The organism is Microcystis aeruginosa NIES-2549 (assembly GCF_000981785.2).
GTDB lineage: Bacteria > Cyanobacteriota > Cyanobacteriia > Cyanobacteriales > Microcystaceae > Microcystis > Microcystis aeruginosa_C.
Window position 1 is genome coordinate 4,052,305 of sequence record NZ_CP011304.1, and the last position, 26,277, is coordinate 4,078,581.

Genomic DNA, 26,277 nt, shown 5'->3' on the forward strand with positions numbered 1-26,277 from the left:
AACAAATTTAGGGATATTACTATTAGATAAATTGTGAGGATTGGGTTGAGGAGGCTCTTGGTTAGGCGGATAATTATAAATATTTTGATTGTCAATATTGATATTGTCTTGAGCATAATTGACTATTTTTTGATCCATATTGTTAACATAATGCTGTGAAAAAAATGTTTAATTATACAATATTAACACATCAAAAGGGGAAGGGCGAACGCAATTCGCCCCTACAATGGCATTTTTTTCGGTTCCGTCGGGGTGCATTGCACGCACCCAAGACATTACATGGTGATATTTTGTTCATTAATATTAATGTCCCTTTGAGAAAAATTAACAATTTTTCAATGGTTTTGATATAGGTTTTTTGTCCAGAGGATTGAGATTGCAAACCCTTAGCAATATTGTTAAGAATATCCTTTAAATTAGGTAAAGGTTGGGATTCTACAATGTCAACCAACTCGGTTATAATTTGGCTTAATTCGGGACTGGTTTTAGCAACAGATTCCACCTCCAGAATTGCCTGTCCATAATCTAAAGGTTGTTCGGGTGCTTTTTCAATTGCGGTGACAGTATCCGGAGAAACTTGTTTCAGGGAAGTGAGAAATTTTTCTGTTTGTTGCCAAACTTTCTCTCCCACTTTTTCACCGGTTTTCTCTAACGCTTTAGTGGCAATAATCGAACCAACTGCGATCACTGATCCTGTAAGAGGGTCCATAGATAAAATCGGGGTGATGAGGGTTAACTTATTTATCTGGTTTTTGGGGGTATAAGTTGCCAACAATTAAACAACTCTTACCCCCATCATAGAACTTGTAATTTCATTTAGGCGGGTACTTCAATTTTACCCTGTCCGGCTAATCCAAAAGCGGCATGAACCACTTGTAGGGCCCTGACTCCATCTTCCTGATTCACCACACAACTGATTTTTATATCAGAAGTAGCAATCATCAAAATATTAATTTTCTCCTTTGCTAAAGCTTCAAAAAAGCGTGCTGCTACCCCCGGTTGTCCTTCCATTCCTGAACCAACAATGCTCACTTTGGCTACATCATTATTAACCACCACTTCCTGTAAACCCAAACTTTCCGATAGTTCTAAAAGGATTTTTTGGGCTAAATTAGCATCAGCTTGGGGTAAAGTAAAAGCGATATCCCGTCGGGGAATACCATCGACAATGCGACAGCGTTGGGATTGAATAATCATATCAACACTGACATTTTTTGCCGCTAAAACCGAGAAAATTCTCGCCGCCATCCCCGGGCGATCGGGGACGTTACGAATGGCCATTTGTGCCTGATTATTATCTAGGGCCACTCCCCTGACTGGGACTAAATTTTTAGGGATTTCGCGATTAGCAACTTTAGCAGAATACTCCACTTGAAAAGCATCACAAAGGACTTTAATTGCTTTTTCTCCGTCCGCTTCATCGATGACACAACTGACTTTTACTTCAGAAGTGGAGATCATTTCGATATTAATTGCCGCTGCGGCCAAAGTGCTAAATATTTGGGCAGCAATTCCCGGCCGGCCGATCATACCAGCGCCGGTAATGGCGATTTTAGCGGCCCCGGATTCGATAATCACTTCCGCTTCCTCTGTATTAGTGGGATGGGAACGTAAAACCGGTGCGATCGCTTCGGCCACGGATTGGGCTTTTTTCAAGGCATTTCCCATCACCGTAAAGGCGATATCGTTGCTGTCCCCCTCGTGAATCGATTGAATAATTAAATCCACGTCCACCTGTTGATGAGCGATTTCCCCGAATAAACGGGCAGCGATACCGGGACGATCAGGAACCCGTAAAAGGGAGATTTTCGCCTGATTACCGTCAAATTCCACCGCATCCACTGCTTTTGTCAATTCCAATCCTTGCAGGGTGCGCGGTTTCGGTGCCGGGGATGTCACCCAAGTACCCGGATCCTCTGTCCAACTGGAGCGGACAACCAAGGGAACCCCGAAGTTTTTAGCGATTTCCACCGCTCGCGGGTGGAGAACTTTCGCCCCTAAACTGGCTAATTCGAGCATCTCATCGCAGGTGATTTGGTCTAAAAGACGCGCTTCGGGGACTAAACGGGGGTCAGTGGTGAGAATACCGGGTACATCGGTGTAAATTTCGCAAAAATCGGCTTTTAAGGCGGCTGCTAGGGCCACGGCCGAGGTATCGGACCCACCGCGCCCTAGGGTGGTAATCTCTAGTTGATCACTATCGCTGACACCTTGAAAACCGGCGACCACAACTACTTTACCCTCCGATAGATGACGGGAAAGGCGATCGGTTTTAATTTCTAAGATGCGGGCCCGACTATGTTCGGATTCCGTGACAATTCCCACTTGAGCGCCGGTTAGGGAGATGGCCGGTTGTCCGATTTCCTCTAGGGCCATACTCATCAAGGCGATTGTTACCTGTTCCCCCGTGGATAATAACATATCCATCTCCCGGCGCGAGGGTTCGGCGGCGATTTGTTTGGCTAAATTGACCAATCCATCGGTGGTTTTACCCATGGCAGAAACGACCACCACCACGGTATTTCCTGCTATTACCGTATTTTTGACCCGTTGAGCGACCGATTGAATGCGTTCCACGGAACCTACCGATGTACCACCGTATTTTTGGACAATTACAGCCATAGTTGTCAGCGCTAGAGACTTTCTATCTTTGTTCAATCTCCAACTTATCAAAATTCCTTAACGATAAGTGGTTTTGGTTAACATTCCTTATGTTTTATCAAATGCCGACTATCTGAATTAATCCTTAAGGAGGCAGTCCGAGCATTTGTACTAAAATGTCAATAGGCAGTTTAAATACAGTACATTTATGCTATTAATAATATTTTGGCTCTCTTAGGTTTGGTGGGTATTATGTATTCTAAGATATAGTCCTGCTGGCGAGTGAATGGAACGAACCACAAAGACACAGAGGACACAAAGATAGAACGCTACTTATTTCTGCGTTTCTTAGGTGGGTATTATGAAAGATATTTGAATGTTAGATACAGTAAAAATCATCAATTCTGATCCCCCCGCCTATCGGCACCCCCCTTATCAAGGGGGGCAGGGGGGATCAAATCTTTAAGGGCAGCAAATAAATAATTAGCTAAAGTCACTCCATCTACTCCTAATTCTGTCCTTTCTTTGGCTGCTAAAATGCCAGCTTGAGCGTGTAAATAAGCCGCTAATGCAGTTGTTTCTGGGGGATTATCCGGCATTTGGGTTAAGAATCCGCCGATTAGTCCCGTTAAGACATCACCACTACCACCTCGCGCTAAAGCGGAGGTACTTTCGGGGATTATATACATTTTACCTTCCGGGGAGGCGATTATAGTTCTGGCTCCTTTTAATAAGACAATTGCACCACTTTGTTGAGATGCTTTTTGAGTGATATTAATCCTATCTTGAGAACCTGATAAGTTAGGAAATAAGCGTTTAAATTCTCCCCAATGAGGCGTTAAAATTGTCTTATTCTGGCGATATGATAATTTTTCTATACCGAATTGAGCCAAAATATTTAAAGCATCGGCATCGAGTATAATCGGTTTATCACTGTCTAAAACCTGTTCGATAATAGCAGGATTTTCTGTAGTTAATCCAGGACCACAGGCGAGGACATGATAATTATTTAATTCGAGGGGAAGTTCGGCAATAGCTCCCGTGGCAGTTTCGGGACAATCGATAATTAATGCTTCTGGTAAATGACTAATTAATAAAGATTTGAGGGCAGCAGGAACAGCAATAGAAAGCATTCCCACACCACTACCTCGCGCTCCTAATCCGGCAAGAATTGCCCCCCCTGCATAACGACGAGAACCACAGATAATTAATAAATGTCCCTGCTGATATTTATGGGTAAGGAGAGGACGGGGTAAGGGTAAATAAGGGCGAATTAGATCGGGATTAACCCTCAGAATTGGCGGTGAATCTTGTAAAATTGTTTCTAGGTCAAGGGGACTAATTCCGATATCAATTAACTCCACTTTACCCAGATAGGGTAGGGCCAAATCCTGGAAAAAAGCTCGCTTCCAGAGTCCCAAACAAAAGGTATGAGTGGCTTTAATTGCCGTGCCTAAAACCTCTCCGGTGTCGGTGTGAATTCCCGAAGCAATATCGATACTAATTATCGGTTTTTGCCAACTATTAATTTTATCGACTAATTCGGCAATCTCTCCCGATAAAGTCCTTTCTAAACCAAAACCGAAAAGACCATCGATAATTAACTGACAATCCTCTAAAGATTCTAAAGTTTCCTGAAAAATTAAGCCTAAATGCTTGACATAATTCGCCTGTTGTGCTGTTAAATCCTTGAGTTTGGCGATCGGACAAAAAAGAGATACTTGATAACCGGCGAGATGTAATTCTCTAGCAATCACGAGAGCGTCGCCGCCATTGTGACCAGGTCCAACGATAACGCCGATTTTGGGGAAATTAGCCAAAGAATAGGACTTTTTAAGCTGTTGTGCCGTTAACAGGGCTGCCTTTTCCATCAAAGCGGCCACAGGCATACCAGAGGCAAAAATCGCCCCTTCAATGCGACGCATCTGCTCACTATTAACCACGTTTGACCGATAATTGTAGCTCATTCGGGGGATAAATTGCCTGTTAACAGGTGTGGATAACTTTTTTGCCGAAAAATTGCCAATTAGACCCTATTTTCACCAGCTAAAGGCTGGGTTGGGTGATAATAGCCAGATCATTCTGTCTAGTTTTAGCTTGACGGTGAGCGGCGGATATATTAATTAATTTTAGTAGTTGCTGACAACAACGACTAAGACCATTTGGCTCTCTTATTCTTTGTGTGATAAGTTTAACTTATATAGTAGTGATTGATCTCTGTGTCCTTTGTGTCTCTGTGGTTCCTTCCACTCGCTCGCCAGATAGACTGTATCTTAGAATACATTTTATCCACCAAACCTAAGAGAGCTGGGAGAGGGGAGTAAACTGATCACTGGTTACTGAAAAGACTCCCCAACAGCCATCTCACCCCGGGGAAAACCGCTATAGAATAGATAAAAAAGAGAATTGCGAGGAAAAAACCCTGTCTTTTAACCCGATTGTCATTCCCCCTTCCCCAGAAAATCCCGCTCGCTATCTAGTGATCATGCTGCACGGTTGGGGTGCAGATGCCATGGATCTGGCCCCCCTAGCATCGATGCTGGATCTGGCTGATTGTCAATTTTTGTTTCCTAATGCTCCCTTTGATCATCCCCAAGTGCCGGGGGGACGCGCCTGGTATGCGTTAGAAACCTCCGATCATCAAGGTTTAGTCGCTAGTCGTCAACAGTTGCACGATTGGATTATTTCCCTAGAAGCAACTACCGGTATTCCCCTAGAGCGGACTTTTTTGACCGGTTTTTCCCAAGGGGGAGCGATGACCCTGGATGTGGGTTTATCCTTACCCTTGGCGGGATTGGGTTCCCTGAGTGGTTATCTGCACAGTGAACCCCATCCCCAAGGTCCACAAAATGTCTTAATTGTTCATGGTAAGCAGGATCCCGTCGTTCCTATCGCTGCTGCTCGTCAAGCCAGGGATTTACTGCTTGGTTTGGGGGTTAACGTCGAATATCACGAGTTAAATATGGGTCACGAAATCCCCATTCCGGCGCTGACTATATTACGCCAATTCCTCCGCAATCGTCTAGAAACCGCATGAATAATGCTCGTCAGCTGGCTTTGCTGATTTTACGCGATATCGATCGCTCTTCCGCCTATCCCGATCGCGCTCTTGATCGCCATTTGTCCGCTAGTTCCTTAAATTGTCTTGACAAAGCCTTGACAACGGAGATTGTTTATGGTATAATACGCCGCCAAAGAACTTTGGATGCGCTGCTCGATCGCCTGGGGAAAAAAACTGCGGCCCAGCAACCCCCGGATTTACGGCGAATTCTCCATATTGGTCTTTATCAACTGCGTTATCTCTCCCAGATTCCCCCATCGGCGGCGGTGAATACGGCGGTAGAATTAACTAAAATCAGTCATTTAGGCAAATTAGCGGCAGTGGTTAACGGAATGCTGCGGCAATATCTCCGTTTAACTGCTAATGGCGACGATCCTTTAATTTTGCCGGAAAATACCGCTTCTAGATTGGGCATTCTCCACAGTTTCCCCGATTGGTTGGTGCAATTGTGGTTAGATCGCTTTAGTGTTACGGAAACGGAACAACTTTGTCAATGGTTTAATCGCTCTCCTGACCTCGATATTCGGATTAATCCCCTAAAAACTAGCCGAGAAGCCCTAGAAAATGAGTTAGAATCAGCCAATATAACTTTTAATCATCTTAAGTTACCTCTAGCTTGCCGTTTAACCTCTGGTTTAGGCAATATTGAGCGTTTAGAGGGATTTCGAGCCGGAAATTACACCCTACAGGATATTAGCGCCCAATTAGTCACTTATCTCCTCGATCCCCAGCCCGGAGAGACAATTATCGACGCTTGCGCGGCACCGGGGGGAAAAACCACTCATATTGCCGAATTAATGGGCGATCGGGGTAGAATATTAGCCTGTGATCAAACGGCATCCCGTTTACGACAGTTAGAAGCCAATATTAAAAGATTAGACTTAAAAGCGATCGAAATACATCTAGGGGATAGTCGCGATCGTCCCCAGTGGCGCGGCATCGCTGATCGTGTACTAATCGATGCTCCCTGTTCAGGATTGGGAACCCTGCACAAGCGTCCTGATATACGTTGGCGACAAACACCAGAAAATTTACCTGTACTAGCCAAACGACAGGGGGAACTTTTAGCCTCGGCTGCCACTTGGGTAAAACCGAAGGGAATCTTAGTTTATGCCACCTGTACTTTAAATCCGTTAGAAAATGAAAGAGTGATCGAGCAGTTTTTAGCCGCTCATCCCGATTGGAAAATGGCCACTCCTGACTCTAATTCATCTTTCTCAGAATACTATACAGAAACGGGAGCGATCGAAGTGTTACCCCATCGGCATAATCAAGACGGTTTTTTTATGGCTAAGTTAGTCAAGGAAGTGTGAGATGAAAAATAAACAATTACTGAAAATTCTCATCGGTGTTGCCTGGATTGATGGTGTCATTCAACCATCAGAAAGAAATTATTTACGACAGGTAGCTGTGAGGGAAAAACTTGATGATGATCCGGAGATTAAACCACTATTATCGGAACTAAAACCGATTAAAACCAGTGAATGTTATCGATGGTTAGAGTCTTATTTAGGCGATAATCCTAGTCCGGAAACCTATCAAGATCTACTAGCATCGATTAGCACTTTAATCTATAGCGATGACGACGTGGATACACAGGAAGCGAAATTATTAACCAAAGTGCAGAGTTTTGATCCGACTCACGATAGCCATCGATCGATTTTAGATAAATTAGTGACGGGAATTCAGAAATTGTACCACAAGGCAATTACTGAAAGTAATTAAGGAGTAGCTATCAGTGATGAGCAGGTCAAAAAATTCCCCGATAAAAACTGATAGCCGCTCCCTAGATTTTAGGTAATAACTGTGGGTTGTTCCCGTCCGGTAGATTGACGAATTTGACCGATTTTTTCGGCCAAATCAATTAACGGCTGTAGGGCCTTTTGGGTGTCGATATCGTGTTTACTTGCGTCCGGTTCATAACTTTCTAGATAAACCCGGAGAGTTGCCCCTTTAGTTCCCGTACCCGATAGACGGTAAATAATCCGAGAACCATCGGTAAAACCAATGCGAATGCCTTGATTTTTACTCACACTACCATCCACCGGATCCGTATAGCTAAAATCATCGGCATATTCCACTTCATAGTTACCAAATTGTTTACCCTTAAGCTCTAAAACCAGCTTCTGGAGACGTGCCATCATCTCTTTTGCCGGTTCTAAGGCGACTTCTTCATAATCATGACGAGAATAGAAATTGCGGCCAAATTCTTGCCAATGACTGCGGACAATTGCCTCTACAGATTCTCCTTTAACTGCCAAAATATTTAACCAGAAAAGAACCGCCCATAAACCATCTTTTTCGCGAATATGATTGGAACCCGTGCCGAAACTTTCCTCCCCGCAAAGGGTTGCTTTCCCCGCATCCAACAAATTACCGAAGAATTTCCAACCGGTGGGAGTTTCATAACAGTCAATTCCCAGTTTAGCCGCTACGCGATCGGCCGCCGCACTGGTGGGCATCGATCGCGCCACTCCCGTGATACCATTTTGATAGCCCGGTACTAGATGAGCATTGGCTGTTAGTACCGCTAAACTATCACTAGGGGTAACAAAAAAATTCTGACCGAGGATCATATTGCGATCGCCATCTCCATCGGAAGCAGCCCCAAAATCGGGAGCCTCTTGACCGAAGAGAATTTCTACCAGATCATGGGCATAGACTAGGTTAGGATCGGGATGACCACCACCAAAGTCCTCTAAGGGAATACCATTTAATACTGTACCCTTGGGCGCGCCTAAACGCTGTTCAAATAGAGCATAAGCGTAGGGACCGGTTACCGCATGGAGAGAATCCATGCACATTTTAAACTTACCAGAAGTGAGTAGGGCCTCAATGCGATCGAAATCAAAAATCTTTTCCATCATTTTGACATAGGGAGTGACCGCATCGATCACTTCCACATCCATAGTTCCCAGTTTAAAGGAACCGGGGCGATCAAGATTAATATCGGCCCCTGAGAGGATTTTATAACTGCTAATCACCTTAGTCTCGGCATAAATTGCATCGGTGATATTTTCTGGTGCTGGTCCGCCGTTAGTAATATTGTACTTAATGCCAAAATCCCCCTCTGGACCGCCGGGGTTATGACTAGCGGAGAGAACAATACCGCCAAAAGCGTTATTTTCACGAATTAACCCAGAAATAGCGGGAGTGGAGACAATACCATCGGTTCCCACGAGAATTCTGCCGATACCGTTAGCGGCGGCGATTTTCAGGATAGTTTGAATAGCTTGACGGTTATAATAACGACCATCTCCACCGACGACTAGGGTTTGACCCTCGATACCGTCTAAAGTATTGAAGATAGCTTGAATAAAATTTTCCAGATAATGGGGTTGTTGAAAAACGGGAACGGATTTTCGCAGTCCGGAAGTCCCCGGTTTCTGGTCACTAAAGGGTTTTGTGGCAACAGTTTCAATCGTCATAGTCTTTTCTTGATAGGCCGACGCAATTGTAAACTTAAGTATATAGCAGTAGGTTGACAGCCAAGAAATCAGGTAAGAAAGACAACGGTTCTATTGGGTTTGGTGAGTGAGTGGAAGGAACCACTCCAGACACAAAGGACACAGAGATCGATCGCTCCTATATAATTTAAACTGATCACACAAAGAATAAGAGAGCTAATCTAAGGATAGGGGGTTAAGATGGTTCTTAGCCAATAAATGAACCAGATTTGGGGGTATAAACCCCCAATAATAACCAATTTTAGCTGTGAATGACCTAATCGGCCCCTTCAATCGGTGCAAATCCCTGACGTTGAATATTCTCGCTGATGTGACGAGGTTCGAGGAATTGCAGCAGATAATCGGGCCCCCCTGCTTTGGAACCTACCCCCGACATCTTGAAACCCCCGAAGGGTTGACGGGAGACAATCGCACCGGTGATTCCCCGGTTAATATAGAGGTTTCCCACTTCAAATTCCTGCGTAGCTCGGTTAATATGGGCAGGAGTGCGAGAATATAAGCCACCGGTTAGAGCATAGTCGGTTCCGTTAGCTACGGCTAAAGCTTGCTCAAAATTGCTCACTTTGATAATCGCCACCACCGGACCAAAAATTTCCTCCATCGCTATTACCGCATCGGGGGGAACATTCTTAAAGACGGTGGGACTGACGAAGTAACCCACTTCTGGAATCGGCATTTCTAGAGCCAATTCTGCCTCTTTTTTACCAGTTTCGATATATTCCCGAATTCTTGCTTGAGCTTTCTCGTCGATAACCGGTCCTACTTCTGTACTCGGTAAATCCGTCGGCCCGATATTGAGGGACTTGGTAGCCTCGACAAAGCGATCAACAAAGCTATCATAGACGCTTTCCAGAACGATTATCCGCGAACAGGCCGAACATTTCTGGCCGGTGTAGCCAAAAGCGGACTTAACCGCACCGACAACGGCCTGATCTAAATCGGCACTCTCATCGACAATTAGGGCATTTTTGCCGCCCATTTCGGCGATAACTCGTTTTAGGTGTTTTTGACCCTTTTGCACGATCGAGGCATCTGTATAGATGCGACAGCCCACTTCTCGTGAACCGGTGAAGGCGATTAGGTGAACATCGGGATGGCTGACTAGATGCGCCCCCACCTGGGAACCTTTACCCGGGATATATTGGAAGACTCCGGCAGGAATACCCGCTTCTAGGAGAATCTCGGCAAATTTCGCCGTAATTACCGAAGAAGTCTCAGCAGGTTTCAATAGCGTACAGTTACCAGCTACTAAAGCCGCTACTGTCATCCCCACCGCAATGGCTAGGGGGAAATTCCAGGGAGAAATCACTAAAGCAATACCCCGGGGTTGGTAGGAATAACGATTATTCTCGCCTGCTACGTCGAAATTATGCCCTAAATCCAGTCTTTCCATCTCGGAGGCGTAATAACGGCAAAAATCGATCGCTTCTGACACTTCCGGATCCGCCTGTTGGATAACTTTGCCCACTTCCAAACAAATCCAGGCCGATAACTCGTGTCGTCGCGCTTCCATCAAATCGGCCGCTTTTCGCAGTATTTCGGCTCTTTGAGCCACTGGGGTGCGTTTCCAAGCGGGAAAAGCCTGTTTAGCCGCTATGATCGCTTTTTCTGCCTGTTCCACCTCAATTAAGCCCACTTTCCCCACTATTTCCTGCGGGTTACAGGGATTAACGGAATTAATTTGAACATTGGTGGCAACGTATTCGCCGTTAATTAGGGGTAAATAGGTTTTACCGAGGGAATTTTTGACAAAAGTAAGGGCTTGACTCGCTTTATTTCGTAATTGCTCGTTAGCATAATCCGTATCGGCGGCATTAGGAAAACCGGCGATAATCGGGTTATCCTTGCCTAAAACCCGGGGGGCTGCGATTAAATCTTCCACGGGACGATCCTCCAAATTTTGCCTTAGGAAGGAACTATTAGCGGTATTTTCTAATAAACGGCGGATTAGGTAGGCCATACCGGGTAAGAGTTGTCCGTAGGGGGAATAAACCCGCACCCGATGACCCCGCTTCACTAAGGCTTTGGCTAATTGGTCGCCCATGCCGTACAATACCTGCATTTCAAAGCGACGACGGGGAATTTCTAAACTTTCTGCGATCGCACAGGCCAAGGCTTGCGATCGCACGTTATGACTACCGATGGCGGCGTATAAATATTGATGATTTTCCAATAATAACCGCGTCATCCGTTCATAATTGGCATCTGTGGCCGATTTTTCGTTATATACCGGCTGTGGCCAGTGATTTTGGCGAGATTTAATCGTTTCCTGATCCCAGTAAGCGCCTTTGACTAGCCGGACAGTCAGGGGATAACCGCGCTTTTTGGCCCAATTAATTAAATCTTGTAAATCTTCGGCAGAATCTCTTAAATATGCCTGTAGGGTGATGCCAATATCGGTACGACTGCGAAATTCTTCTTCTAGGAGTAATTCTTTCAGGATAGCCAGGGTGAGGTTTTTATAAACGTACTGTTCCATATCAAAATGGACTGCCACCCCTAACTCCTGAGCGCGTCGCAATAGTAGGCGAATGCGATCGCAAACTTTTTCCTTACTACCAATGGGATCTATGGGATCAAACTGAGAATAAAAGGCAGTTAGCTTGACAGAAACCTGCACTTGTGGTAATAAGTCGCCGTCCGCTTCATCAATTTGGCTAACTTTATTCCATTTGTTCGCTTCTTGAGCCAAATGGGTCATTAAATCCAGATAACTTTGTAGATAAACTTGGGTTTCCGCTTCAGTAATTACCGCTTCACCGAGGAGATCTATGGTAAAAGCCATTTTTTCCTTCCGCAGACGGGTGACAGTGCGAGTAATTTGCTCTAGGTCTTCCCCGGCGATATACTTACGAGCTAAGGTTTCTACGGATTTACTGATCAGACTGGCGGCCGTTTGAGCGGGTAGGGAGTTAGGATCACTAAAGTTGAGGATACTTTTCAGCGCACTGGGCAGTTCTACGGAAGCATCACCGAGGTATTGTTGGAGATGATTAGCGATCTCGGCATTACTGCGTAAAGCGGGTAAACAGTCAATAAAACGGAATAATTGTACTCGTAAATTGGGGTTAGACATGGCCCAATCGAGTAATTTATCATCCCAACGCATTTGATCCTGTAAAGCAGACCAAAGACCTTTTTTTTCCCGAGTTTCGGCTAAAAGTTGTCTAGCTATCTCTTGGGTTTTGGTTTCGTAGTTTTGAGTTGATTCGATTTGGATAACCACGGCGATTCAAGTAAAAAAATTATCAACGGGATTCAGCTTTCAGCAAGCTACCGTCAGCCTTCAGCCTAAAATTCAGTTTTTGAGCTTTTTTAGCTGATTGCCGCTCTTAATGGCTCTTTTCTCTGGTTTATAACTCTTACCGAAGGACTAATCAAAGCTAATGGCCGATCGCTTTTGCTGAACACTCTATTGTACTCGATCGAGTGGGGAAGTGGGGAAGTGGGGTGTGGGGTGTGGGGTGTAGGGTGTAGGGTGTGGGGTGTGGGGTGTAGGGTGTGGGGTGTGGGGTGTAGGGTGTGGGGAAGTATAAATAAAAATAATCTCCTAAATCCTGACTACTGACTACTGATCACTGATTACTGATCACTGATTACTGATACCCGATAGTCCTTGTGTATTGTCAAGGCGTTTACTTATAATAACTTTAAAAAGATTTTCGGGATCATCGGTAGCCCTATGGCAAAAATTGAAACGAGAACAGAACCCATGGTTTTAAACATGGGACCCCATCACCCTTCGATGCACGGAGTTTTGCGCTTAATCGTCACCCTCGACGGGGAAGACGTGATTGACTGTGAACCCGTGATCGGTTATCTTCATCGGGGCATGGAAAAAATTGCCGAAAATCGCACTAATGTCATGTACGTTCCCTACGTTAGTCGTTGGGATTACGCCGCAGGGATGTTTAATGAGGCGATTACGGTCAATGCTCCCGAAAAATTAGCCGATATCGCCGTTCCCAAACGAGCGCAATATATCCGGGTGATTATGTTGGAACTCAACCGCATCGCTAACCATTTACTCTGGTTAGGCCCCTTTATGGCGGATGTAGGCGCACAAACTCCCTTTTTCTACATTTTCCGGGAACGGGAGATGATTTATGACCTCTGGGAAGCTGCCACGGGAATGCGGTTAATTAATAATAATTATTTCCGTATTGGTGGCGTGGCGGTGGATTTACCCTACGGATGGGTGGATAAGTGCGAGGATTTCTGTGACTATTTTGACCCAAAAGTGGACGAATACGAGAAATTAATCACTAATAACCCGATTTTCCGCCGTCGTATTGAAGGGATAGGCTGCATTACCAGAGACGAAGCGATTAACTGGGGTTTATCCGGTCCGATGTTGCGCGCTTCTGGGGTGAAATGGGATTTAAGAAAAGTTGACCATTACGAGTGTTACGACGATTTTGACTGGGAAGTGCATTGGGAAACCGCCGGCGATTGTTTTGCTCGTTATCTGGTGCGGATTCGGGAAATGCGCGAATCGGTGAAAATTATCCGGCAAGCACTGAAAGGTTTACCCGGTGGTCCCTACGAAAATCTGGAAGCAAAACGGATGGCAGAAGGGAAAAAATCAGCTTGGAATGATTTTGACTATCAATATATCGCCAAAAAAGTCGCCCCCACTTTTAAGATTCCTAAAGGTGAACATTATGTGCGCTTGGAAAGTGGTAAAGGGGAATTAGGTATCTTTATCGTCGGTAATGATGATGTTTTCCCTTGGCGTTGGAAAATTCGGGCCGCCGATTTTAATAATCTTCAAATTCTGCCTCATATCCTCAAAGGGGTAAAAGTTGCCGATATTATGGCGATTTTAGGCAGTATTGATATTATTATGGGGTCAGTCGATCGCTAAATCTCCTTCAGGGTGGGTTATCTTATTAACTCACCCTCGTTTTGGCCCAGTGATACAGTCCTGCTGGTGAGCGAATGGAATAAACCACAAAGGCACAAAGGACACAAAGATTGATCGCTCCTATAAGTAGGTAGGCGTTAAAAATTATCAGACACCACCCTTATCAAGGGTAGGGTTGATTCATGAATCAACCCTACCTTATCAAGGGGGGCAGGGGGGATCGAACCTAAAATCCATTTTTAATTTAATTATAACCAGCTACTTATAAGTTAAACTGATCACACAAAGAAGAAGAGGGCCAGTTAATTTTGCCCTATTACTTATAAGTTATCGGGGCGACGTTAATTTTGCGGAGAACGTAAGACCTCAAAATCTATTTCCTCTAGGGAAAGCAATAGGGTTTGTCTTTCCTTGTCGAGAGGATTCAAGCGAATTAACCATCTCCCTCCAGTTTCCCTCCCTTCCACATATCCCAGTCGTCCGGCAGCGTAATCGGGATAGCGTACTAGGACTAAACTGCCTATATCAAGAATCATCAAAAGCCGACATCAGAAAAAGATTAAGAATAAGTTAATAATAAATTAAAAGTTGTCAAGCTTAACAAAGGGGAGACAGGGAGAGGGGATTTTTCAGTGAGCAGTGAACAGTAAACAGTAATCAGTGAAAAGAGAGTTTCCAAGTTTTCACCTAACACTGTCTACTTAAAACTGCAATCTGATAACTGATAACCGCTCTTCTCGACTTTGTGTGATAATTTTTGATTATAGAATCTTGAAATGCTGATCGGTCAAAACTTTTAGGGCTATTTTGCCGAAGAAACTACCAGTATAGACCTCGTTTCCACACAGAAACCAGAAGAGCCTGATAACAACGGACGAATCTAAAACCTAATTGGTTAAGCTAAAAGCTTTGATGTACTTAGTTTCTAGCCTTATTTTTAGGTAGGAGAATTGCCATATCCTTTACTTGGAGCCTCTTGCCTTCAGAAGCTGATTATTGAAAAATCTCCCCCAACTGTGATCGAGAAAAAATTTTGGCTCTACCGAACCTGTCATGTAAAACTATCAACAACTTGTGCTTGTAAAGCTTGTATACTAAGTCTTTGAGTTTTTGTTAGATTGATATTTATCAACTTTAGAGCCTTGCTGGGCAGAGAGGGAGCTTGAGGAATTTTCTACAGTGTAAGTTCGGAAGAACCTGAAAGGACAAGAAAAATTAGTCCAAGAAACCCTTAGCCAACCTGATGAAATTCGACGTAGCCGCAGTGACCCTAATGTTTATCTTTTTTATAAACTTCAACGACCAAAACGTTGGCTCTGTGCCATTATCCGAAAACTCAATGGTGATGGCTTCCTAATTACCACTTATCCCACCGATGCAATTAAAGAAGGAGAAATTTTATGGCAGAAGTAAACGTTTATTATGATCCGATGGGCAATACCTTAACCGTGTGGTTTGGCGATCGCTCTTCAGAATATCTCTGCGAAGAAACCGGCGACGAAGTTATTTTAATGAAAAATCAAAAAGGCGAAGTTATTGGTTTTGAAAAACTTAACTATAGGATTTCTGAGAACAGGAATCTTAAAATTTCCCTAGAAACCGCCACCCCTCTTTAAACAATAAAAGCGAAAAATAAAACTTAAGTAGCTGGGTTATAATTAAATTAAAAATGGATTTTAAGTTCGATCCCCCCTGCCCCCCTTGATAAGGTAGGGTTGATTCATGAATCAACCCTACCCTTGATAACAGGGGTGTCTGATAATTTTTAACGCCTACCTACTTAATCTCTCTATGAAAATCACTTATCAAAAAGTTAACTTAAAAGCTCCCAAAACGGAGACAGCCTATTGGCGTAGTCAATCGTACCAAACGAGACTATCGGCCTTAGAAGAAATTCGTCAAGAATATCATCAATATAAATATAATGCTGAACCAAGACTTCAAAGAGTTTATACAATTGTTAAACGATAATCAAGTGCGTTATCTCGTCTTAGGCGGCTATGCCGTTGCCTTACATGGCTATCCTCGTTATACTAAAGATATTGATATTTGGATAGAAATGAGTTCGTTAAATGCCTATAATCTAATCAAAGCCTTAGAAGGGTTCGGTTTTGGTTCTTTAGGATTAACAATTGATGACTTTTTAACGCCAGATCAAGTGATACAATTAGGTTATCCTCCTAACCGTATTGATTTAATTACAACCCCCGATGGGGTAGAGTTCCAAACTTGTTACTTATCCAGAATTGAGGTTAAAATTGACGATATTATTGTTAACTTTATTGACTTAGAAAATCTTAAAAAAAACAAAAAAGCATCAGGTAGATTACAAGATTTAGCCGATTTAGAAAATCTAGAAATAGATTAGAGCTATTGATAATTTACCTCGTACCTCGTTGCAAGGGTCTCCCTTGCAACGCATTTCTAGAGGTTCTACCTCTTGCTTAAGTCATCAGGAAACGGAGAGAGACCCTCCCTTGTGTAGTTCCAAACCCTTGCCTTTTGCCTCTCTCTTCCCCGACCGGCGACCGACTCCTAATCGCACCAACAAACTTTTTCAGCAGCCCCTAGATACCTTTCGAGAAAAAATTTTTTTGCACAGGGAGTCCTTAAAATAGAAGAGGGAACACAAAACCAAGTTGCTGGTATTTTTCCTCTGGGCATGGTGGCGCAGTTTATAGAATTTAGCTGGAATTTATGAATCATTTTCTGCATTCTTTCACTGTTTTTCCTGATTCTGCCCGAAAATCTCGCTCTTACTCCCTCGGTAAACTGCGACGACCCTTAATCTTCCTGTTTACCGTCGGTTGTCTGACTAGCGTGGTCGGTTATCGTTTCTATAATCAGCCGAAATTGGCCGTCGGGACTATTTCCCCCGTTACGATTATCGCCCCCGAAGATGCCCGTTTTCAAGACCAAGAAACCACCGACCTCAAACGCCAAAAAATTCGGGCTGGACTGCTTCCCAGGCTGAAAAGAGACCCCCAAACCACCGCCCAGATCGAGCGATCGCTGCGAGACACTTTAGGGCAATTAAGTCAAATTAGCCCAATTTTGCGAAAAAATTCCATTTTAATGGGCAGGACTATTTCTAACGCCACGCTGGGAACGCTGCTCACCTTTTCTGCCGATCAATGGTCAACTCTACAAAGCGGACTCAAATATAAAGAATCTTTTACAAAACCCTTGACAAAAGAGCAGGAATATGCTGTTAGCGAAATCCAAGCCTATGGTCAGCGCGTGACGAAGGGAAACTTTGAGCAATTTATCGATCGATTAGGGCAATTACGGCAAATACAGGAGCAAACCAGCCAAAATTATCGGCATTCCAGCTTAAATAAACTCAAATACGCCGATCTGATCACAGCGGCCCAAATGGGCGATCGAGAGTGGCAAAACCTAGAAACAGCCATCCTGCAAGCGAGTCGCCGGATTTTGGTACAAGGCATTCCCCCGGGGATTTCCACCAGTCACCTAGAGGATACCATCGCCGTGCAGATTAGCGGCGATCGCCTAACCCGTCGTCAGCAGCTTTTAGCCGAAAATATCGTTCTGGCGGCCCTAGAGGGACAAACGAACCTGATAGAAGATCGGGAGGCAACCAAAGAACAAGCCACTAAAGCGGTGGAAGCGGTAGATATGGTTATGTCTGACGCTCAAGCAGGTCAAATTATCGTTAAAGCAGGCGAAACAATTACTCAAGCTCAGTTTGTTCTCATCGATGGCTTTGGTTTGAGCGAACGGGGCATTAACTGGATGGGTTTAGGGTCAACGGCAATCCTTGTCACCAGCGCGATCGGGACTTTTTGCCTCGTTGCTCAGCGTCTCCATCGGCCTCTGCGTCACCGGGATTTTATTCTCTTGGGTTTACTAAGTTTTACCACACCGATCCTAGCGATCGCCCATATTCCCTTTACCAATCTGGCAGCCGTGGGTTTATTAGTCAGCAGTTTCTACGGCCCGACTCTGGCCGTCACCCAAGTCCTCTTAACTGCCGGTCTTTCCCTATTCAGCATCCAAGGTATCAGCGCCGATTTAATCGCGGGGACGATAGGGGGACTATTAGCGGCTATGATAGCGGGAAAATTGCGTTCTAGGGATGAATTATCGCTGCTAGGGATGGGAATCGGAGTCAGCCAAGGGGGTGTTTATCTGCTCACTTACCTAATCGTTAGCGCCACGGCCAGCACGATCATCTATACTCTACTACCCACGGCCCTCGTCTATGGTCTATCGGGGATAGCTTGGACGGTAATCGCCCTAGGATTATCCCCCTATCTCGAACGCTGTTTCGATGTGGTCACTCCCATTCGTCTGGTGGAGTTGTCCAATCCTAATTGTAGTTTGCTCAAACGTTTGGCCACGGAAGCGCCGGGGACTTTTCAACATACCCTTTTTGTCGCCTGTTTAGCTGAAGCGGCCGCCCGAAAACTGCACTGTAATGTGGAATTAATTCGCACGGGGACCCTCTATCACGATATCGGGAAAATGCACGATCCTCTCGGTTTTATTGAAAATCAAATGGGTGGCCCGAATAAACACGATGAAATTAATGATCCCTACGTCAGTGCCGAGATTATTAAAAAGCACGTTAGCGAAGGGTTAGTCATGGCCCGCAGACACGGTTTACCGCGAGTCGTCCGCGATTTTATTCCCGAACACCAAGGCAATCTCTTAATTTCCTATTTTTATCAGCAAGCTTTGCAAAAATCCGTCCAAAATGGTCAAGAATTCGTCGATGAGGCGGCCTTTCGCTACGATGGTCCGATTCCCCAATCGCGAGAAACGGCGATCGTTATGTTAGCCGATAGTAGCGAGGCCGCTTTGCGATCGCTAAAGGAGGCCTCCCCAGAACAAGCCATGGATATGATCAAAAAGATTTTTCAGGCCCGATGGCGCGAGCAACAATTAGTAGATAGTGGTATTCGTCAGGAGGAATTACCAATTATTGCCGAGATTTTTGTGCAAGTTTGGCAACAATTCCACCATCAACGCATTGCCTACCCGAAAGCAGTTTTAGAAGTCTCCTCAGCCGAAAAAAAATAAGAGATAACAGCAAAAAATCAAGGATAATTACCAAAATGCTCCTAATTACTCTCAACGAAAATACTTTATCTTTATCTCCGGGCAGTCAAGTTATTTTTCCCCATCAGACTTGGGAAGATTACCAAAGATTGCTGAGTTTACGTCTCCAAAAAACCTATCCCAAACTCTATTTTAATTGCAAAACGCAAGAAATTCGGCTTATGTCTCCCCTACCAAGTCATGGCAAACGTATCAATCTTTTAAGTGATTTAGTAAAAATTATCCTTCGTCGTCAAGGCAAAGACTGGGAATGTTTTGATCCAATTACCTTGAAAATTCCGGGAGAAGCGGGAGTAGAACCAGATACCTGTTTTTATATTGATAATAGAGAGGCAATTTTAGGCAAAGAGAGAATTGATTTAACTGTTGATCCTCCTCCCGATTTAGCTATAGAAGTGGACTTTACTTCTCTGACTGATGTAGAGGCCTATCAATTGCTGAAAATCCCCGAATTGTGGGTTTATCGTCGGGAAGAATTAAAAATATATCTGTTCAGAGAAGACGGTTATCAAGAAAGCGAAAATAGTCGTCTCTTTCCCGATATAAATATCAAGAAACTTTTCCCCTATTATGTTGAATTAGGCTGGAACCAAGGTTCTAGTCTTGCCTTACGTCAGTTTGAAGCTTTAGAGAATTAGGGACATAAAAGTGCGATGTCAAAAAAGAATTGTAATCATACCAAACTGGGGACTTTGCGATAGATAGAAGTGATCGATCCCCGGAATCCTACACTGGTGAATTCTACCGCATCCCCGGCTTCATAGATCTGTTCTTTCCAGATTCCCGAATCCTCGCGACGGTGACATTCAATTTTCATCTGGTTTTGATGAATAAGAATGTATTCTTTTAAGGTGGGACAGGTTTGATAATCGCTGAATTTATCACCCCTATCAAAGGATTCCGTAGATTTCGATAATACTTCAATAATCAGAACGGGATAGAGAATAAAATCATCGGTATTGTTAATCTCTCTCTCGTCACAAACCACCGCAATATCGGGATAATAATAACAATTTGCCTCCTCTAACCGGACTTTGATATCGGAAGTGAGAACAAGACAGGGACTATCATCGAGATGGATATTCAATAAAGTGGCTAGATTTGTATTTAAGACAATATGGGGCTTTTTTGCGCCTACCATTGCATAAATCCGTCCTTTTCGGTACTCGTGCTTGATCGGACTGACTCTTTCCCCTTCTAGATACACTTCTGGAGAGACATAAAAAAAATTAGGATTCGTCACCATGGTCCTCATGCTCCCTATTCTCGAATAACTAAATTATAGCCTTTGGGAATCATCGCTCTTGGACACAATCTCGCTAGACTTATAGATCAATGATTGTCACTTGTAATATTTATATTACAGTTATGTGACAGACTAGAGATAACGACTCTCAAAGGGACGTTATTTAGGAATGAATCCCGAAAACGATTGATATCCATAGGTTTGCTAGAATGTCCAACGCTAAAAGTTACAAAGATACCGTTAATTTGCCTCAAACTGACTTTGATATGCGAGCAAATGCCAGTAAACGTGAGCCAGAAATCCAGAAATTCTGGCAAGATGAGCAAATATACGAGAAATTAGCGCAAAATAACCCCAAAGAATTATTTATTCTCCACGATGGCCCCCCCTACGCTAACGGGTCCCTGCATATCGGTCATGCTTTAAATAAAATTCTCAAAGACATTATCAATAAATATAAACTGCTGCAAGGCTACAAAGTGCGCTATGTGCCTGGTTGGGATTGTCACGGGTTGCCGATCGAACTGAAGGTTTTACAAAGTCTCAAAAGCTCGGAAAAAGAGGGTCTAACCCCTTTGAAATTACGTCAGAAAGCCCACGATTTTGCCCTTCAAACGCAAAAAGAACAGTGTGAAGGTTTCAAAAGGTATGGAGTCTGGGGAGACTGGGAAAATCCCTATTTAACCCTACAACCTGAATACGAGGCCGCTCAAATTGCCGTATTCGGAAAAATGGCCCTGAAAGGTTATATTTATCGGGGACTAAAACCAGTTCACTGGAGTCCCAGTTCTCAAACCGCTTTAGCTGAGGCAGAATTAGAATATCCCGAAGGTCACACTTCCAGGAGTGTCTATGTTGCTTTTCCGATTACGTCAGTTTCAACCCCGGTTTTAACGCCATTTTTGCCTAATTTATCCGTGGCTATCTGGACGACTACCCCCTGGACTTTACCCGGGAATTTGGCCGTCGCATTGAACCCAGAATTAAACTATTCAGTGGTAGAAACTAGCGAGTCTAATTATCTAATCGTAGCGACGGATTTAGTCGAAAAATTGGCCGATACTTTTAACAGGACTTTGACGATTAAAGCAACGGTTAAAGGTCTGGAATTAGAACATACTAAATATCGTCATCCTTTGTTTGACAGAGAAAGTGCGATTCTCATTGGTGGGGATTATGTCACCACCGATTCCGGCACCGGATTAGTTCATACTGCTCCTGGTCATGGTCAGGAGGATTATATCGTCGGCCAACGTTACGGTTTACCGATACTTTCTCCCGTGGATGATAAGGGAAATTTCACCGCAGAAGCAGGACAATTTGAGGGTTTAAATGTCTTGAAAGATGCTAATGAAGCAATTATTTTAGCACTGACAGAAAAGGGTGCCTTACTCAAAGAAGAAGCATATCAGCATAAATATCCCTACGATTGGAGAACCAAAAAACCGACAATTTTCCGCGCAACAGAACAATGGTTTGCTTCCGTGGAAGGATTCCGGGAATTAGCTTTAGATGCAATTGATTCGGTGCGTTGGATTCCCGCAACAGGTAAGAATCGCATCACTTCTATGGTCAGTGAAAGAAGCGATTGGTGTATCTCTCGTCAGCGCAGTTGGGGGGTTCCTATTCCTGTTTTTTATGACGAAGAAACGAATGAACCTCTGTTAACCGAGGAGACGATTAATCACGTTCAAGCTATCTTCGCGGTCAAGGGTTCTAATGCTTGGTGGGAGTTATCCGTAGAGGAATTATTGCCTCCCAGTTATCGCGATAATGGTCGCAGTTATCGCAAGGGAATGGATACTATGGATGTGTGGTTTGATTCTGGTTCTAGTTGGAATGCGGTGGCTAATGCTCGACCAGAATTAAGTTATCCTGCGGATATGTATCTAGAAGGATCGGATCAGCATCGGGGATGGTTTCAATCGAGTTTATTAACCAGTGTGGCTGCTAATGGTATTGCTCCCTATAAAACGGTGTTAACTCACGGTTTTGTTTTGGATGAACAGGGACGAAAAATGAGTAAATCTCTGGGTAATGTCATCGATCCCAATGTGATCATTAATGGTGGTAAAGACCAGAAAAAAGAACCCGCTTATGGGGTGGATGTGATTCGGTTATGGGTGTCATCGGTGGACTATACCAATGATGTGAATATCGGTCAAAATATTCTTAAACAGTTGGTAGATATCCGTAATAAAATCCGTAATACTGCCAGGTTTTTACTGGGGAGTTTAAATGATTTTGATCCCGTTAAAGATGCAGTAGCTTATGAAGATCTACCGGAGATCGATCGCTATATGTTACATCGTATCTCGGAAGTGTTTACGGAAGTAACGGCAGCTTTTGAAAGTTTCCAATTTTTCCGCTTTTTTCAGACGGTACAGAATTTTTGTGTTGTCGATTTATCTAACTTTTATATCGACATCGCTAAGGATCGTTTATACATTTCTGATCCTAATTCTTTCCGTCGTCGCAGTTGTCAAACAGTCTATGCTATTGCTTTAGAAAATCTCGCTAAAGCGATCGCTCCTGTCCTCTCTCATCTAGCGGAAGATATCTGGCAATTTCTCCCCTACAAAACTCCTTATTTATCGGTATTTGAGTCAGGATGGCTAAACATCGATCCTGCTTGGAATAATCGCGAATTGGCCGATAAATGGGCCAAATTCCGGCAGCTACGCACCGAAGTTAATAAGGTGATGGAAACTGCCAGAAATGATAAGGCGATCGGTGCTTCTTTAGAGGCAAAAGTTTTACTTTATGTTCCCGATGAAACCTTACAACAGGAGTTAGAATTATTCAACAATTGTGATAGTTTAACGGGGAATAAAGTCGATGAATTGCGTTATCTATTTCTCTCTTCTCAAGTGGAATTAGTTAGTGATATTAGCGCAATTCAAACCGCAGAATATAAGGGAGAATCGGACTTGGTTTCGGTGGGAATTGTCAAAGCAGACGGCGAAAAATGCGATCGCTGTTGGAATTATTCCACTCAAGTGGGAAAATTTGCCGATGATCCCACTATTTGCGAGCGCTGTAATGCCGCTTTAAAAGGAGAGTTCTAAGCTAAATTAAAAGGGTGCTTTATTGTCGAATAAAGTACCCTTAGTTGCTTCTACAAACTTAAACTTATGGAAATTCAAGATCAAGAAAAATATGGATGTTAGCGATCTTAAGAAAACTGCCTTGATATATTGGCCAGTTGAATTAGCAGAAAAAGAAAAACTATCTAGTATAATTCCCTTACTAATACGAACTCAAGAAAGTTTTATCAGTATATTAAGAATAGCATCTAAAGATCCATTCTCATGGATAACAGCCTTAGATTTATGTGATGAACTTTATCCTAATCTATTTTTAAAACATCTCTGTGTTCTATCTGATATTGGTGGAGAAAATTTAAAACGATTCTCTTCAGAACTTTCTAGGGATTTTTATTCTAAAGATTTTGAGTTTATATTTCGAGACAAAATTTATCAATACCAGTTTGTTTCTTTGAAAAATAGAGCTACATGGAATAATAAAAATTTGGGATTAGACGGGGAGGGGATATTAAAAACTTGTTCTCTTAGCCAAGAAATCCGAGATGTTATTATGCTAATAATGTTCGGTGGTTTGGCAACCTCTATAAATGTTCCTGATGAAATAGAAGAAAAATGTATTATTGGTGCTATGATAGGTAACATTAGACTTCTGGAAGAATATATTAAGCATCGTTACATCTGGGTTAGTAAAATTACTGGGGGAGCAAAATCGAATAAAATGGGTCAGCTTGCTCAAGAATACATTAGAGAAAAATTGAAAGTATATTTACCTGAGTGGGATTTTTCTAGAAAATCTATACCAGGAATAAGTCAAAATGAGGGTAGAACACTAACCAAATTTGATATAGTGGGAATACCACCTCATGATCGACCACCTTACTGGGGTATTGAAGTATCATTTCAATTTACTACTAACAGTGTTGTAGAAAGGAAAGGAAAATTGGCTAGAGATAGACGAGAAATTTTAAACAGACAGCACCATAAGGTTGCTTATGTAGTTGATGGAGCGGGAAATTTTGACAGAAGTTCTTTTATACAAGACTTAATTGATTTTAGTGACTGTGTTGTTAACTTTAGTGAAAATGATCTTAAGCGTTTAGCTAAAACTATGGAGGATTCAATTAAAAATGAGCCACAAAAGTGAAAATTGTCTGCCACTAAAAATTATTGAAATACAGCCTTCTGCGTTAGAAAATAATTATCAAACTATAGGCAAAAACTCTAATGTCTATTTTCTTCATCTTCCGACTATTAAACTATGTAAAATCAAAGAAATATCTAATCTTAAAGATTACTTAATTAGTTTTGCAAATGAATTAGATGATAAAAGTGTATTGTGTATATTGTCCAATGCAGAAATTGCCTGTCAAGTCATATCGTTTTTAGAAAAATCTACATATTTCAAGCTATGGGTTGCTATCAAAAGAAGTCAAGCATTAATGGATGAGAGCTATATGTTAGACAACCATGTATCTTTGACGATGTTTACTAAATACCGTTCACCTTTAAAGCATAATAAAACTTTAATTCAGTATTCTTATTGTCCCTCCTGTAATAAAACGACAAAAGATTATGGAGGTAAAAAACATTTATATAGTCCATTGGGAACATTAATGTCAGATGTGTGGAGGGACATAAGTTATTCTCATCAAAAAATACCTCAAGATATTCTTGAAAGAATAAAGGATCTTTTTGGGTTAGAACCATATCAATTTGTGTACTATATAGATCTACAAAATTATTTTGCCACCATCGACAATAATCAAAAAATAAAACCTCTAGAAAATACAACTAATAATGTCATATACAAACAACCAAGTAATTTGATTAAAAGCAATCTACTAATTAATGATGATTGCTTAAATTATCTACGATTATTACCCAATAATTCAATAGATTTTGTTTTTGCCGATCCTCCTTACAATATCCAAAAAAAATATGATATATGGAATGATTGTCAGGATAATAATCAATACATAAAGTGGTGTATTGAATGGGTCAATGAACTGGCTAGAGTATTAAAGAATGGAAAAACTCTAGCACTCCTCAATATTCCTATATACTTGGCTAAATACTATGAATTTAGTCAAGGAGTTTTAGAATTTCAAAATTGGATAGTTTGGGAAAGTCTTAGTCTTCCTGTAAGACAAATAATGCCTGCACATTATGGTATTTTGTGCCTAGGCAAAGGTGAACCAGAAATTAAAAAAATTAGTAATGAAAGTATTTATGATTATAATTTTTCTTTAAAAGAATGGTATTGTATTAGAGAGCAATGTATCAAAAAAAGAAATAAAGATAAAACAGTAGATAGAGAACCGTTAACTAATATATGGTGGGACATTCATAGACTAAAGCATAATTCAAAACGTGTAGATCACCCATGTCAACTACCTCCAACACTAATGAAACGTATTCTCACTATATTTACCGAGGAAAATGATTTAGTATTAGACCCCTTTAATGGCTCTGGTACAACTACTCTTGTTGCCTCTATCATGAACAGACGATACATTGGCATTGAAATTTCTGAGCAGTATCATTCTTTAGCTGAACAAAGACATACAGAGTTAGAAAATGGTGTTGATCCATTTGCTAAAAGAGATATTATTCCTAAGGCTAAAAATAGTAGAGTTAATCGTATTAAAAAACAAAAATATGATGTTTCTAAAAAAACTTTACAGCTAGAAGTGAGAGATATAGCGCTAAAAATAGGACGAAAACCAACCAGAGAAGATATAGAAAAGTACAGCCAATATCCTTTCAGATACTTTGACGAATATTTTGCTGATTGGGGAGAAGTTTGTAGCGCTGTCGGTGATAAGGGTATGCAAGAAAACAAGGACATAGATAACTACCCAAACTTTAAGCAGCTTGAGCTACCATTTGAGTGATTCTTAATA

General features: G+C 42.5%; 18 protein-coding genes and 1 pseudogene. 12 read left to right on the forward strand and 7 right to left on the reverse strand.

Going from position 1 to position 26,277, the window contains the following annotated elements; translation table 11 throughout:
• Positions 1-275: 275 nt before the first annotated feature.
• From myaer_RS19920 to myaer_RS19930, 3 genes and pseudogenes are all read right to left on the reverse strand, one after another.
• A pseudogene (locus myaer_RS19920) lies at positions 276-709 on the reverse strand (hypothetical protein).
• Between the two features lie 107 nt (positions 710-816).
• The gene (locus myaer_RS19925) at positions 817-2,622 is read right to left on the reverse strand and encodes an aspartate kinase (protein WP_046663368.1); all 1,806 of its coding nucleotides are present in this window, start codon (positions 2,620-2,622) and stop codon (positions 817-819) included.
• Positions 2,623-2,999: 377 nt separating this feature from the next.
• A complete protein-coding gene (locus tag myaer_RS19930; protein ID WP_046663370.1) occupies positions 3,000-4,568 on the reverse strand; it encodes a bifunctional ADP-dependent NAD(P)H-hydrate dehydratase/NAD(P)H-hydrate epimerase in 1,569 nt (522 codons plus the stop codon).
• Positions 4,569-5,044: 476 nt separating this feature from the next.
• Here myaer_RS19930 and myaer_RS19935 point away from each other — a divergent pair, with 476 nt between their 5' ends.
• Genes myaer_RS19935 through myaer_RS19945 form a run of 3 tightly spaced genes read left to right on the forward strand, consistent with a single transcriptional unit; the run spans position 5,045 to position 7,387 of the window.
• Complete coding sequence (locus tag myaer_RS19935) at positions 5,045-5,638, forward strand: alpha/beta hydrolase (RefSeq protein ID WP_327348271.1); 594 nt, start codon at positions 5,045-5,047, stop codon at positions 5,636-5,638.
• Complete coding sequence (locus myaer_RS19940) at positions 5,635-6,975, forward strand: 16S rRNA (cytosine(967)-C(5))-methyltransferase (RefSeq protein ID WP_046663372.1); 1,341 nt, start codon at positions 5,635-5,637, stop codon at positions 6,973-6,975. The genes myaer_RS19935 and myaer_RS19940 overlap by 4 nt, the downstream gene beginning before the upstream one ends.
• A gap of 1 nt (position 6,976) precedes the next feature.
• A complete protein-coding gene (locus myaer_RS19945; protein ID WP_046663373.1) occupies positions 6,977-7,387 on the forward strand; it encodes a TerB family tellurite resistance protein in 411 nt (136 codons plus the stop codon).
• Positions 7,388-7,455: 68 nt separating this feature from the next.
• On the opposite strand, the gene myaer_RS19950 is transcribed toward myaer_RS19945, so the two are convergent.
• Both myaer_RS19950 and pruA read right to left on the reverse strand, forming a co-directional pair.
• On the reverse strand, positions 7,456-9,090 hold the full coding sequence (locus myaer_RS19950; protein WP_046663374.1) for an alpha-D-glucose phosphate-specific phosphoglucomutase: 1,635 nt from the start codon (positions 9,088-9,090) through the stop codon (positions 7,456-7,458).
• Positions 9,091-9,385: 295 nt separating this feature from the next.
• Positions 9,386-12,355 carry an L-glutamate gamma-semialdehyde dehydrogenase gene (gene pruA, locus myaer_RS19955; protein ID WP_052734207.1) on the reverse strand — a complete coding sequence of 990 codons (2,970 nt, stop codon included), beginning with the start codon at positions 12,353-12,355 and terminating at the stop codon, positions 9,386-9,388.
• A 456-nt stretch (positions 12,356-12,811) separates the two neighbouring features.
• On the opposite strand from pruA, the gene myaer_RS19960 reads away from it, so the two are divergent.
• Positions 12,812-13,996 (forward strand): NAD(P)H-quinone oxidoreductase subunit H, encoded by a 1,185-nt coding sequence (locus myaer_RS19960; RefSeq protein ID WP_002754423.1) that lies wholly within the window; start codon positions 12,812-12,814, stop codon positions 13,994-13,996.
• Positions 13,997-14,337: 341 nt separating this feature from the next.
• On the opposite strand, the gene myaer_RS19965 is transcribed toward myaer_RS19960, so the two are convergent.
• A complete protein-coding gene (locus myaer_RS19965; RefSeq protein WP_235614869.1) occupies positions 14,338-14,532 on the reverse strand; it encodes a hypothetical protein in 195 nt (64 codons plus the stop codon).
• 864 nt (positions 14,533-15,396) lie between these two features.
• Between myaer_RS19965 and myaer_RS19975 the strand changes: the two genes are divergently transcribed.
• The 5 genes from myaer_RS19975 (at position 15,397) to myaer_RS20000 (ending at position 19,719) form a co-directional block, all read left to right on the forward strand.
• On the forward strand, positions 15,397-15,612 hold the full coding sequence (locus tag myaer_RS19975) for a DUF2283 domain-containing protein (RefSeq protein WP_046663375.1): 216 nt from the start codon (positions 15,397-15,399) through the stop codon (positions 15,610-15,612).
• Positions 15,613-15,787: 175 nt separating this feature from the next.
• The gene (locus myaer_RS19980; protein WP_046663376.1) at positions 15,788-15,967 is read left to right on the forward strand and encodes a hypothetical protein; all 180 of its coding nucleotides are present in this window, start codon (positions 15,788-15,790) and stop codon (positions 15,965-15,967) included.
• Positions 15,954-16,364, forward strand: coding sequence for a hypothetical protein (locus myaer_RS19985; protein WP_235614777.1), 411 nt, complete (start codon positions 15,954-15,956; stop codon positions 16,362-16,364). Before myaer_RS19980 ends, myaer_RS19985 begins: the two co-directional genes overlap by 14 nt.
• A gap of 329 nt (positions 16,365-16,693) precedes the next feature.
• Entirely contained in the window at positions 16,694-19,042 is a 2,349-nt protein-coding gene (locus myaer_RS19995) for an HD family phosphohydrolase (protein WP_046663378.1), read from the forward strand.
• A 35-nt stretch (positions 19,043-19,077) separates the two neighbouring features.
• Positions 19,078-19,719 (forward strand): Uma2 family endonuclease, encoded by a 642-nt coding sequence (locus tag myaer_RS20000; protein ID WP_046663379.1) that lies wholly within the window; start codon positions 19,078-19,080, stop codon positions 19,717-19,719.
• A gap of 35 nt (positions 19,720-19,754) precedes the next feature.
• Here myaer_RS20000 and myaer_RS20005 read toward each other — a convergent pair whose 3' ends face one another.
• Positions 19,755-20,327, reverse strand: a complete 573-nt coding sequence (locus myaer_RS20005; RefSeq protein WP_046663380.1) for a Uma2 family endonuclease — start codon at positions 20,325-20,327, stop codon at positions 19,755-19,757.
• A gap of 209 nt (positions 20,328-20,536) precedes the next feature.
• Between myaer_RS20005 and ileS the strand changes: the two genes are divergently transcribed.
• The 3 genes from ileS (at position 20,537) to myaer_RS20020 (ending at position 26,268) form a co-directional block, all read left to right on the forward strand.
• Entirely contained in the window at positions 20,537-23,395 is a 2,859-nt protein-coding gene (gene ileS, locus myaer_RS20010) for an isoleucine--tRNA ligase (RefSeq protein ID WP_046663381.1), read from the forward strand.
• A 91-nt stretch (positions 23,396-23,486) separates the two neighbouring features.
• Positions 23,487-24,518, forward strand: coding sequence for a hypothetical protein (locus myaer_RS20015; protein WP_052734208.1), 1,032 nt, complete (start codon positions 23,487-23,489; stop codon positions 24,516-24,518).
• Positions 24,502-26,268, forward strand: coding sequence for a DNA methyltransferase (locus tag myaer_RS20020; protein ID WP_046663382.1), 1,767 nt, complete (start codon positions 24,502-24,504; stop codon positions 26,266-26,268). The genes myaer_RS20015 and myaer_RS20020 overlap by 17 nt, the downstream gene beginning before the upstream one ends.
• Positions 26,269-26,277 lie beyond the last annotated feature (9 nt).